Raw genomic sequence first — 11,060 nt, forward strand, 5'->3', positions numbered from 1 at the left:
ATCCCGCCGGCACATGTGCCTGCGCTGCCTCGGGTGAACGTCACGTAGACCATGAGAGCGAGAGCCGACACCGTCGCGACACGGCGGATGGCGGCGATGATCTCGACACCGGGGAGCACCGAGTTTCCGGTGACGGATGTCTGAGTGTCGGCATCCGTCATGACATCGCCAATCTGCCGAGGAGCATGTCGGCGGCGGACGATACCGCGCTGATCTGGAACGCGACGACCACGAGGGCCCCGAGCGTGTACCAGAACAGGTAGGGGCTGCGGCGTCGCAGGAAGAAGACCCAGAGCCCGACGACGGTCACGATGGCAACCGTGGCACCGATCACCGTCGCGAAAGCCATGCGAACGTAGTCCGCATCGTCCGGCGAAGTCCTGGCGGTGGTCGCTATCGCGAGAATCGTCGGGATGATCACGACACCGAGCAGGAAGATCGCCGACGGCGAGTTCCAGGCCCGATTCCGACGCACCCCGACCTGCGTCTTCGTATCGGTCATGGCCCCACCGTAGCCCGGGTGACCCGGGGCACCGCAAGACACGGAAGAATCGAACCGTGAGTTCGTCGCTGTTCGCGCCGCCCCGATTTTCCGACCTCGCCGCTGCGGCGGCGGGCGAGAAACCCCTGACCTGGCGGCAGCGTCGGGCGCGGTTCCGGCAAATCTGGGGGTTGGCCCGGCGCCACGGCCTCCTCCCTTTCCGCAAGCTCGACTTCAGCTACGATCCCGCGACCGCCGACGTTCGTGCACGCCAGGCACGCGGCCTGCGCGAAGCACTCGAAGAAGCGGGCGGCGGCTTCATCAAGGCCGGGCAGCTCCTGTCCACCCGCGACGACATCCTGCCGACCGAATGGGTTCGCGAGCTCTCGCGCCTGCAGAAGGAAGTCAACCCCGCTCCGGCCGCGCAAATTGAAGAACTCCTCGAGCGCGAACTCGGCGAGCGTCGCAGGCGCTTCGCGACCTTCGATGTGGAGCCGCTGGCTGCGGCATCCATCGCCCAGGTCCACCGGGCGACGCTGGATGACGGCAGCGTCGTGGCCGTGAAGGTGCAGCGTCCCGGCATCCGTGCCCTGCTGGACTGCGACATCGACATCATGCTGCGCCTGGCGGGCTGGGCTACCCGTCGCATCAAGCAGGCCCGCCAGTTCGGTGCGCTCGACATCGCGAAGCAGTACGCCCAAGACCTGCGCAATCAGGCCGATTTCGCGCGCGAGGCGAGCAACCTCGAAAGCCTCGCCCAGTCGGCGAAATCGGCACGCGACGAGGTGCGCATCCCGCGGATCTTCCCCGATCTGTCCACCGATCGCGTCCTCACGATGGAGTTCATCGACGGCGAGACGATTACCGCCCTGCGGCGGGAGGGTCAGACCGATGCGATCGAGGATGCCCTGCGCACGGTGCTGCGCAGCTTCTTGCGCCAGCTCGTGATCGACGGCGTCTTTCATGCCGACCTGCATCCGGGAAACGTCATCATCGACCCCGAGGGCACGCCGGCACTCATCGACTTCGGTTCGGTGGGGCGGCTCGACCGAGATCTGCGCCAGACGGTGCAAGACCTCGCGATCGCGTTCCTGCAGGGCGACACCCGACGCGTTGCGGATGCCGCGCTGGCGATCATGCCGCTGGCAAACCCCGCCGATGAGCCGGCGTTCCGCCGTGCGCTGGCGGAGTTCGTGACCCACGATCTCGGCAGCGGGTCCCGGGTCACCCTGCGCACGATCGACAACGCCAGCGACCTCTTCACCCGGTACGGCACCGCGCTTCCCGCCGACCTGGTCGCCGCCGGCCGCGCCTTCGCGATCCTTGAGGGGACCCTCCGAACCGCGGCACCGACGATGGATGTCATCGGCGAGTCCCGGGATGCCGCGCAGGCGCTCATCCTCTCGCAGTTGCGCCCGCGGGCGCTCGCCGGGGCGATCGGGCGCTCCGCACTCGGCGCGTTCCCGCGCCTCCGGCGACTTCCCGATCGGATCGAGACCATCGTCGGTGACCTTGCCGACGGCAAACTCACCGTCAAGATCCGGCTGTTCGCCGACGACCGCGATCGCCGGGTCGTCACCGGCGTCATCCGTCGCGTGTCGACGGTGATTCTCGGCGGGATGCTCACCGTCGCGTCGTTCGTGATGTTCGTGCTTCCGCCGTTCGAGGGCGGCTCGCTCTCCCCCGTTGCCGCCGGGGTCGCGTTGGCGCTCGGGGCCGCGGCCTCCTTCGTCACGGCGACCGTGGACGCTCTGCTCGGACGCCGCCCCTGACACCTGCTGCCTGTGAGCACCCGAACAGTGCAGAATCAGGGCATGGAACGCTTTGACACCGTCGTCATCGGCGCCGGGATCGCGGGACTCACCGCCGCACGGCTGCTCGCGGCGGCTGGCTGCACCGTCGTCGTCCTCGAGGCCCGGAACCGCGTCGGCGGTCGCGTGCAGACAGATCGGACGAACGGTGAGGTGACTGATCTCGGGGCATCCTGGATCCACGGCGTCACCGACAGCCCGGTCGCTGCGGCAGCCGACGCGTTCGGGATGCGAATGGTCGAGTTCACGGTCGGCGGCTACCAGCCCGACAGTCGCCCCATCGCGTACTACGGGCCGGACGGTGTGCGGCTCTCGGATGCCGGGGCCTGTGCCTTTGCCGCTGACGTGCACACGGTCGATGCTGCACTGCTTGCCGTGATCGCGGCATCCGCGCCCGACGCGTCGTACCGGGACGTCACCGAGAAGGCGCTCGCCGATCAGGGATGGGACGCCGAACGGACTCAGCGCGTGCGCGAATACCTCGAGCACCGGGCCGAGGAGCAGTACGGCGCCTGGATCGAGGATCTCGCAGCCCACGGCCTCGACGACGACGCGATCGAAGGTGACGAGGTCGTGTTGCCGGAGGGGTACGACGTGCTCGCCACCCGGCTGGCCGAGGGGCTCGACATCCGTCTCGAACACGTTGTCACGAGCGTCGAGTGGTCGGCTGACGGGGTCGAGGTGTCGACGTCGAACGGCTTGTTCGGCGGCGACTCCGCTGTTGTCACGGTTCCCGTCGGGGTCCTACGGTCAGAGGACTTCGTCATTCGTCCCCCGTTGCCGGAGCCCGTCGCGGGCGCGCTGTCACGCCTGACGATGAATGCGTTCGAGAAGGTGTTTCTGCGCTTCCCGACGAGGTTCTGGGACGAGGGTGTGTATGCCATTCGTCAGCAGGGCCCCGAGAGCCGCGCCTGGCACTCCTGGTACGACCTGACCGCGCTCCACGGGACGCCGACGCTACTGACATTCGCTGCCGGCCCCACAGCGCGCGAGGTCGCCGGGCGGGATGCCGAGCGCATCGTCGCCGACATACTGACCCAGCTGCGCCGACTTTATGGCGATCGCGTCGTCGAACCGACGAGCGTCGCGATCACGTCCTGGCACGATGATCCGTTCGCGCGCGGGTCGTACGCCTACATGACGCTCGGTTCGACCACCGCCGACCACGACGACCTCGCCACACCGATCGGCGGCGTGCTGCACCTGGCGGGCGAGGCGACCTGGACCGACGATCCAGCAACGGTTCCGGCGGCAATGTTCTCGGGCCACCGCGCAGCCGAGCGGATTGCGGGTCACGATATCGCGATCGAGACGCTCTGGCGCTGACGTACCCGCGGGGCCCTAGGACTCCGGGTCGTACTGGAACTCGCGCACTTCCTGCGGGCAGCGGCACGCGACCGCGATCTTCGCGGCCCACTCGTATGCCTCGGCCGCCGTCGGCACCTCGATGATCGTGTAGCCACCGAACATCTCGCCGGTGCTCGGATAGGTACCCTCAGTGACGACGCCCTCGCAGTCGACCGTCACCGGCGCGATGCTCTCGTTGATACCGCCGCCGAAGACGTACACGCCTGCCGCCTTCGCGTCGCGAATCACCGCATGCGCAGCTTCCCCCACGGCTTCCCACTCGTCGTCAGGCACCACCATAGCGGAGCTTGGGAACGAGATCATGAACTTCGCCATAGGGGCAGTGTGACACCGGGTGTGATCGCGATCCAGCCCCTTCGCTGCCGTGCGTGCGCCTCAGGCTCCCGGCTCGGCGCCTGTCGCGACGGGGCGGCCTGGCGTGTTGGACCACTGGCTCCATGAGCCGGGATAGACGACGACCTCCACGCCTGCCACCGCTCCGGCGAGCGCCGTGTGCGCGGCGGTCAGGCCCGAGCCGCAATAGGCAGCGGCGGGGGTGAGGTCGCTCACGCCGGCACCCTCGAACGCGGCCCGGATTGCCGCGGGCGATGCGAAGTTCGCTCCCTCGAGCACCGCATCGGCGGGCAGGTTCACCGCGCCGGGGATGTGCCCGGCAACGGGATCGAACGGCTCGGATTCACCGCGGTAACGCTCGGGTGCACGCGCGTCGAGCAGCACCCCGCGCTGCGGCCAGGCTGCAGCCTCGTCAATCGAGATGCCCGCATCGACACCGTTGAACACGATCGATCCTGGTTCGGGCGACACCTCACCCGTCTCGAGCGGGAATCCTGCCGCCCGCCACGCCGACAGGCCGCCGTCGAGGACCCGGATGTCGGCGACATCGGCGCCGCGAAGCAGCCACCACGCGCGTGCCGCCGAGACCGAGCGGAAGTCATCGTAGACGACCACAGTGTCGCCCGCGTGCAGACCCCAGCGGCGGGCAGCATCCTGCAGCGTCTCTCGCGACGGGAGCGGGTGCCGACCCTCAGACGGCGCACCGTGCGTCGCAAGTTCTGTGTCCATGTCGACGTACACGGCACCGGGGAGGTGCCCCGCGCGGTAGTCGTCGCGGCCGTCCGGCTTGTCGAGGCGATAGCGAACGTCGAGAAGACGGATGCCGGCCCCCGCCTCGAGCAGATCGTGAAGTTCGTGGGCCGAGATGAGCGGAGAGCCGGGCATATCAGCATCCTTGCACGCGGGGGAAAACGAAGAGACTCCCGGATCGGCCCAAATCGCGCGGTCCAGGAGGCTCCCTCCGACAGTGTGACAGCGGCTTCGGCATCCGATGATGGTGCCGTGGTGGAGATGGGGGGAATCGAACCCCCGTCCATCGCTGGGTCATCGCGCCTTCTCCGGGCGCATTCTGTGAAAGCGTTCTGCTCGGCTCCGACCTTTGTCACAGACACCTAAGTCGACAAGCCCAGCCTGGGAGAAGTCCCGCGTGACGTCCAGACGCCGTCACGCAGCAAGATCCCTTAGATGACGCTAGGAACCGTAGCGGGATCGCCTACGGACTAACGGACTCGGGCTCGCTGCTCAGGCAGCGAGGGCGAAGTCAGACTGCTTCTTATTGGCAGTTATTTGTTTGCAGGGGGCGTTTACGAGATAACCCCGCATCCTCGGCCCGCTTTTCGCGAATTCGCAGACGATGTCGAAACCGATCATCCCCGTGAGTCCTTCTTGCGAAGGGCCGCTGTCACACTGTGGAGTTTCGAAGGTTCAGGATGCGAAAGCACCCGAGCATTACAGGATACAACGGATGCTGCATCCTGCGCATTCCCGGCGCTCAGTCGCACGACGTAGAGTCACACTCATGCGCGATGTCATCATCACCGTCCGCGGCGACCACCAGACCCGGGTTGCCCCCGAAGAGGCCGTGGCGCGGCTCACGATCAGAACCGAGGGTGGGGAACGCACCGACGTCATGGGCAGAGCGACGGATGCCGCGAGCATGCTTCGCGCCGCGCTTACCGCCCGCCAGGACGCGGGCGAGATCCGCGAGTGGTCCACCGGTCGGCTCGCCGTCCGCTCCGAGCGCCCGTGGAACTCCGAGGGCAAGCAATTGCCGCTCGTGCACCACGCGTCGCTGGACGTGTCGGCGACGTTCGCCAACCTCGACGCGCTCTCGGGATGGCTGGGTGAGATCGCCGAGCTCGACGCGATCCAGGTCGATGGGGTGCAGTGGATGCTCACCGACGCGACCCGCGCGGCTGTCGAGGCGGATGTCGCAGCCCAGGCGGTCCGGATCGCGATGACCCGCGCGACCGCCTACGCTGCGGCCCTCGGGCTGGCCGACGTCACTGCCGTCGAAGTGGCCGACGTGGGACTGCTCGGGGGCGGAGCCGCGGGCGCAGCACCCGGCCCGTCTCCCCGAATGATGATGGCGGCAAGCTCGATGGACGCGGGCGCCCCTCTGGAACTACAGCCCGCCGAGATCGTGGTCAGCTCGGCCGTCGAGGCACGCTTCAGCGCCCACTGACGGACGCCGGCTACTCCCCCAGGCGGTTCTTGGTGCGCATGGCGCGTTCGGCCTCGCGCTTGTCCTGGCGCTCGCGCAGCGTCTGACGCTTGTCGTACTCGGCCTTACCCTTGGCCACCGCGATCTCGACCTTGGCGCGCCCGTCCGAGAAGTAGAGCTTCATCGGGATGAGGGTGTAGCCGCCAGCCGAGACGGCATGACTGAGCTTGATGATCTCGTCCTTGTGCAGCAGAAGCTTGCGCACCCGCTTGGCCGCGTGATTGGTCCAGTGCCCCTGCGAGTACTCGGGGATATGCACGGCATCCAGAAACGCCTGACCGCCATCGATGTAGGCGTATCCGTCGCTCAGGTTCGCACGTCCCTGGCGCAGCGACTTCACCTCGGTGCCGGTGAGCACCAAGCCTGCCTCGTACGTCTTCTCGATGGAGTACTCGTGGCGCGCACGACGATTGGTCGCGATGACTTTCTCTCCGCGTTCGCGTGGCATGGCTCCTCCTTTCGACGCAGCCCACCAGTGTACCAAGCGCTGGCTGCGCGGCAGTCGGCGGGTCAGGCCGGCCCGTTGCCGAACTGGATCGCCAACAGTGCGAGGAAGAACCACAGCAGGTAGCCGACAACGCCGGCGAAGATCGTCACGGCAGCCACCGTGTAACCCCAGCCGATCTGCCGGGCTCGCAGGAGGCGACGGATGACAAGCACGGCGAACACCGTCGTCGCGAGCACCGGAAGCCCGAACACTGCTACCGAGATCAGCGGGCCACCGAGACTTGCCGCAGCGGCCACCGCGAACAGCAGCAGAGGGCCGAGCCCGAGGATGATGCCCGCAATCCCCCAAGCCGGCGCGGACCCCACCGGCTGTGGTGCTCGCGGATCCTGCGCCATCGCTGTTCTCCTCGCTCCCGCCGACTAGGCCCGAAGCCAGCGCCGGATCGCGAAGCCCGCCGAGAACGCGGCGAGCACGATGCCGATCCCGATGAGGACGGGAATGACCACCAGCACATCGGCGGTATCGACCCAGGTCGCCACGAACGGGATGCGTGAACGCAGGTAGTCCTGCACACCGAACTGCACTCCGGCTACGACGGCGACGCTCGCCAGTACCGAGCCGATGAGCGCAGCGAACACACCCTCGAGGATGAAGGGCGTTTGGATGAACCGATTGGATGCTCCGACGAGCCGCATGATGCCGAGTTCGCGTCTTCGCGCATACGCCGACAAGCGGATGGTCGTCGAGATGAGCAACACGGCCGCGATGAGCATGAGCCCCGCGATCCCGACGGCGACGTATGTCGCGACGGTCAGCGCAGAGAACAACGGCTCGAGGTATTGCAGCTGGTCCTTGACCTCTTCCACCCCGTCCGATCCCGAGAACGCCTCGGAGATCACTGCTGACTTGGTCGGGTCTGCGAGCGTGATTCGGAACTGCGCACCGATCTGGTCGGCGGTGAGGATGCCGTCATACTCCTCTCCGAGCAGATCGATCGCATCCTGGTAGGCCTGCTCGGCGCTATCGAACTGCAGGTCACTGATCAGCGGAGCAAGCGAATCCGAATCGAGTCTGGCTCGGACGCCGTCGATCTGCTCCTGCGTCGCGACGCCGTTTGCGCAGGTGGGAACTTGCGACAGGGAGCTGCACATGTAGATCTGCACCTGGGCGCGATCGGCCCAGAAGGTGCGCATCGTGCCGATCTGCAGCTGCATGAGCATCGCAGCGCCGACGAAGGTCAGAGAAACAAAGGTCACCAAGACGACGGAGATCACCATCGACGCATTGCGGCGCAGGCCGCTCAGCGCCTCACCGAAGACGAGCCCGGCCCTCATGAGGTGGGCCCGACTTCATCATCGCCGCGCTCGCCGGCCAACCCCAGCCGCTCTGCCAGCCCCAGCTCTTCGACCTCGACTTCGGGGATGTCGATGACAGGCACAGGCTGCGTCGTGGGTCGCGGAGCTGCTGCGGACTGCGCCGCGGAGACCTGCCATTCGGGCGGCACCGACGGTGCATTCGGCGCGGATGCGGGTCGCTCTTCGGGCGAAGGTGCCGGAGCCGCCTCCACCGGAGCCTCTGCAACGGCCGGGGCCGGCACATCGGGGTCGACGGGAGCGGGCCGCACCTCAGCGAGGGCGGAGGCCACAGACGCCGTCGATGGGTCGTCAGCGATGTCGACTGCCGCGGCGACGGCGATCTCGGCATCCGTCACGGTCGGCTCGATGCCGACCTCACGCTGCAGTTCGAGGACCGCGGTGAGCGCAGCTGCGGCAGCCGCACCGCGCACCTGCTCGGGCTGAAGCCGCGGCAGACCCGACGTGTCGCCGTAGCCACCGTGGCGCTCGTCACGCATCATCTGGCCGCCGCGCAGCTCAATGACGCGCCGCTTCATCTGGTCGACGAAGCCAGCTTCGTGGGTTGCCATGACGATCGTGGTGCCGCCTGCGTTGATCCGCGCGAGCAACTGCATGATGTCGATGGATGTCGCAGGGTCAAGGTTCCCGGTGGGCTCATCGGCCAGCAGCACCTGAGGGCGGTTCACCAGCGCGCGGGCGATCGCGACGCGCTGCTGCTCACCACCAGAGAGTTCGTGCGGCATCCGTTTCTGCTTGTCGGCGAGTCCGACCAGGGCGAGCGCCTCGGGAACCGCCTGCTTGATGAAGCCGCGCGAGGAGCCGATGACCTGCAGCGTGAACGCGACGTTCTGAAAGACCGTCTTGTTCGGCAGCAGCCGGAAGTCTTGGAAGACGGCGCCGACGTGACGGCGGAAGTAGGGCACCTTGCGGTTGGCGAGGGTGCGCAGGTCGCGCCCGAGCACCAGGACATTGCCAGAGGTGGCGATGTCCTCTCGCAAGATGAGGCGCAGACAGGATGACTTACCCGACCCCGATGCACCCACGAGGAACACGAACTCGCCGCGGAGCACTTCGAAGCTCACCTGGTCGAGGGCGGGTTTCGCGGTGCCCCGGTATCGCTTGGTGACGTTCTCGAACCGGATCATGGCGATCTGAGCCTAAGCGCGCAGGCGAGCACCGCCGGGTGCGACACCCGTGGCGGCGCAGTCTTCATCGAGAACGTTCAGGCTCCCCGCCGTCGAGGCGGGAGCGAAGCGTCAGTCGTCGTCATCCTTGCGCTTGCGCCACCGGATGCCTGCCGCAATGAACCCGTCGAGGTCGCCGTCGAACACGACAGCAGGGTTTCCGACCTCGTGACCGGTGCGCAGGTCCTTGACCAGCTGTTGGCCGTACAGGAAGTAGGAACGCATCTGGTCGCCCCAGCTGGCGGTGAGGGTGCCTGCCAGTTCCTTCTTCTTGGCCGCTTCTTCTTCACGCTTGAGTAGCAGCAGCCGGGTCTGCAGAACGCGCATGGCGGCGGCGCGGTTCTGGATCTGGCTCTTCTCGTTCTGCATCGACACCACGATCCCGGTGGGGATGTGGGTGATGCGAACGGCGGAGTCTGTCGTGTTGACCGACTGGCCGCCGGGACCGGACGAGCGGAAGACATCGACGCGAATGTCCCCTTCGGGGATGTCGACCTCGACCGCCTCTTCCATGACCGGGATCACCTCGACAGCCGCGAACGAGGTCTGCCGCTTGTCGGCAGCACCGAAGGGGCTGATCCGCGCAAGGCGGTGGGTTCCGGCCTCGACCGAGAGCGTGCCGTAGGCGTAGGGGGCGTCGATCTCGAACGTCGCCGACTTGATGCCGGCACCCTCGGCGTAGGAGGTGTCCATGACCTTCACGGGGTACTTGTGCCGCTCGGCCCACCGCAGGTACATGCGCATGAGCATCTCGGCGAAATCGGTCGCATCGTCGCCCCCGGCGCCCGAGCGGATCGTCACGACCGCGGACCGATCGTCGTACTCCCCGTCAAGCAGGGTCTGCACCTCGAGGTCGCCGATGACCTTCTCGAGCTCGACAAGCTCACGTCGCGCCTCGGCCGCCGACTCCTCGTCTTCCATCTCGTTGGCAAGTTCGACGAGCACTTCGAGGTCATCGAGCCGCTGGGCGACGGCGGTGATGCGAGACATCTCAGCCTGTCGGTGACTCAAGGCGCTCGTGACCTTCTGCGCCTGCTCGGGGTCGTCCCAGAGGTCCGGCGCGCCAGCCTCGTCACTCAGCCGCGCGATCTCTGCGGCGAGCGCATCGACGTCGACGACGGACTGGATGTCGTTGAAAGTGGAGCGCAGGGCCTGGATGTCGGCGGATAGATCGAGTTCGAGCATGACAGTCCAGACTAACGTGGAACCGATGTCCGATCCTCCCGCCCCGATCCGCGCGCGGGATGTGCTGTGGCGATTCGGACCGATGGTCTACCTCCCGACGGTGCTCTTCGCTCTGGGTGAGGGCGCCGTCATCCCCCTCATTCCCGTGATCGCGGCGCAGTTGGGTGCCGATGTCGCAGGGGCAGCGCTCGTGGCCTCGGCCCTCGTGGTGGGCCAACTCGCGGGGAACCTCCCTGCCGGCTGGGCCGTCGCGCGTTTCGGTGAACGCATCACGATGGCGGTTGCCGGCACACTTGCCCTGCTCGGGGTGGCAGGCATGATCGTGGCTCCCGTGCTCGGCGTGTTCGCAGCATCCGTGCTGCTCATCGGGGTGTGCGCCGCTGCCTTCGGACTGGCCCGGCACTCGTTCATGACCACGCGCGTACCGCTGTCGTTCCGTTCCCGCGGGATGTCGCTGCTGGGCGGCACATTCCGGCTGGGCATGTTCGTGGGTCCCTTCGTCGCGGCTGCGCTTCTTGCCGCCTTCGGTGACGAACACGCTGCAATCTGGTTCTTCGGAGTGTGCCTTCTGGCCACCGTCCTGCTCGTCGTCTTCGCGGCAGACCCCGAACAGCTGTTCTCGGCGGTCGAGACGGATGCCGAATCGGATGCGGCTGCGGAGAAGACCCGAG

12 protein-coding genes and 1 other RNA gene are annotated in these 11,060 nt (G+C 67.2%); 4 read left to right on the forward strand and 9 right to left on the reverse strand.

What is annotated here, in order from left to right:
- Positions 1–157 precede the first annotated feature (157 nt).
- The gene (locus Q1V87_RS05965) at positions 158–502 is read right to left on the reverse strand and encodes a hypothetical protein (RefSeq protein WP_300591261.1); all 345 of its coding nucleotides are present in this window, start codon (positions 500–502) and stop codon (positions 158–160) included.
- 56 nt (positions 503–558) lie between these two features.
- On the opposite strand from Q1V87_RS05965, the gene Q1V87_RS05970 reads away from it, so the two are divergent.
- Together Q1V87_RS05970 and Q1V87_RS05975 are read left to right on the forward strand one after the other, a co-directional pair.
- Complete coding sequence (locus tag Q1V87_RS05970) at positions 559–2,253, forward strand: AarF/UbiB family protein (protein ID WP_300591262.1); 1,695 nt, start codon at positions 559–561, stop codon at positions 2,251–2,253.
- A gap of 42 nt (positions 2,254–2,295) precedes the next feature.
- Positions 2,296–3,618, forward strand: coding sequence for an NAD(P)/FAD-dependent oxidoreductase (locus tag Q1V87_RS05975; protein ID WP_300591263.1), 1,323 nt, complete (start codon positions 2,296–2,298; stop codon positions 3,616–3,618).
- A 15-nt stretch (positions 3,619–3,633) separates the two neighbouring features.
- Here Q1V87_RS05975 and Q1V87_RS05980 read toward each other — a convergent pair whose 3' ends face one another.
- From Q1V87_RS05980 to ssrA, 3 genes are all read right to left on the reverse strand, one after another.
- Positions 3,634–3,975: a YciI family protein gene (locus tag Q1V87_RS05980; RefSeq protein WP_300591264.1), complete on the reverse strand. Its 342-nt coding sequence runs from the start codon at positions 3,973–3,975 to the stop codon at positions 3,634–3,636.
- A 60-nt stretch (positions 3,976–4,035) separates the two neighbouring features.
- Entirely contained in the window at positions 4,036–4,878 is an 843-nt protein-coding gene (locus tag Q1V87_RS05985; RefSeq protein WP_300591265.1) for a sulfurtransferase, read from the reverse strand.
- Between the two features lie 118 nt (positions 4,879–4,996).
- Positions 4,997–5,368: a transfer-messenger RNA gene (ssrA, locus tag Q1V87_RS05990) on the reverse strand.
- 144 nt (positions 5,369–5,512) lie between these two features.
- Between ssrA and Q1V87_RS05995 the strand changes: the two genes are divergently transcribed.
- A complete protein-coding gene (locus tag Q1V87_RS05995; RefSeq protein WP_300591266.1) occupies positions 5,513–6,178 on the forward strand; it encodes an SIMPL domain-containing protein in 666 nt (221 codons plus the stop codon).
- A 10-nt stretch (positions 6,179–6,188) separates the two neighbouring features.
- On the opposite strand, the gene smpB is transcribed toward Q1V87_RS05995, so the two are convergent.
- From smpB to prfB, 5 genes are all read right to left on the reverse strand, one after another.
- Positions 6,189–6,665, reverse strand: a complete 477-nt coding sequence (smpB, locus tag Q1V87_RS06000) for an SsrA-binding protein SmpB (protein ID WP_300591267.1) — start codon at positions 6,663–6,665, stop codon at positions 6,189–6,191.
- A gap of 62 nt (positions 6,666–6,727) precedes the next feature.
- Positions 6,728–7,060 (reverse strand): hypothetical protein, encoded by a 333-nt coding sequence (locus tag Q1V87_RS06005; RefSeq protein WP_300591268.1) that lies wholly within the window; start codon positions 7,058–7,060, stop codon positions 6,728–6,730.
- 24 nt (positions 7,061–7,084) lie between these two features.
- A complete protein-coding gene (gene ftsX, locus Q1V87_RS06010; RefSeq protein ID WP_300591269.1) occupies positions 7,085–7,999 on the reverse strand; it encodes a permease-like cell division protein FtsX in 915 nt (304 codons plus the stop codon).
- Positions 7,996–9,165, reverse strand: a complete 1,170-nt coding sequence (ftsE, locus tag Q1V87_RS06015) for a cell division ATP-binding protein FtsE (RefSeq protein WP_292708645.1) — start codon at positions 9,163–9,165, stop codon at positions 7,996–7,998. The genes ftsX and ftsE overlap by 4 nt, the downstream gene beginning before the upstream one ends.
- A 111-nt stretch (positions 9,166–9,276) precedes the next feature.
- Positions 9,277–10,389: a peptide chain release factor 2 gene (gene prfB / locus Q1V87_RS06020; RefSeq protein ID WP_300591270.1), complete on the reverse strand. Its 1,113-nt coding sequence runs from the start codon at positions 10,387–10,389 to the stop codon at positions 9,277–9,279.
- Positions 10,390–10,414: 25 nt separating this feature from the next.
- Here prfB and Q1V87_RS06025 point away from each other — a divergent pair.
- Positions 10,415–11,060: sugar MFS transporter (locus Q1V87_RS06025; protein ID WP_300591271.1), on the forward strand; the 646-nt coding region annotated here is incomplete at its 3' end.

It is taken from the genome of Microbacterium sp. (assembly GCF_030149085.1).
In the GTDB taxonomy this organism is placed as follows: Bacteria; Actinomycetota; Actinomycetes; order Actinomycetales; family Microbacteriaceae; genus Microbacterium.

Bases quoted from the DNA above. Each gene is read 5' to 3' on its own strand.
- Q1V87_RS05965 (WP_300591261.1), bottom strand. From the start codon at position 502: ATGACCGATACGAAGACGCAGGTCGGGGTGCGTCGGAATCGGGCCTGG.
- Q1V87_RS05975 (WP_300591263.1), top strand. From the start codon at position 2,296: ATGGAACGCTTTGACACCGTCGTCATCGGCGCCGGGATCGCGGGACTC.
- Q1V87_RS05980 (WP_300591264.1), bottom strand. From the start codon at position 3,975: ATGGCGAAGTTCATGATCTCGTTCCCAAGCTCCGCTATGGTGGTGCCT.
- Q1V87_RS05985 (WP_300591265.1), bottom strand. From the start codon at position 4,878: ATGCCCGGCTCTCCGCTCATCTCGGCCCACGAACTTCACGATCTGCTC.
- Q1V87_RS05995 (WP_300591266.1), top strand. From the start codon at position 5,513: ATGCGCGATGTCATCATCACCGTCCGCGGCGACCACCAGACCCGGGTT.
- smpB (WP_300591267.1), bottom strand. From the start codon at position 6,665: ATGCCACGCGAACGCGGAGAGAAAGTCATCGCGACCAATCGTCGTGCG.
- Q1V87_RS06005 (WP_300591268.1), bottom strand. From the start codon at position 7,060: ATGGCGCAGGATCCGCGAGCACCACAGCCGGTGGGGTCCGCGCCGGCT.
- ftsX (WP_300591269.1), bottom strand. From the start codon at position 7,999: ATGAGGGCCGGGCTCGTCTTCGGTGAGGCGCTGAGCGGCCTGCGCCGC.
- ftsE (WP_292708645.1), bottom strand. From the start codon at position 9,165: ATGATCCGGTTCGAGAACGTCACCAAGCGATACCGGGGCACCGCGAAA.
- prfB (WP_300591270.1), bottom strand. From the start codon at position 10,389: ATGCTCGAACTCGATCTATCCGCCGACATCCAGGCCCTGCGCTCCACT.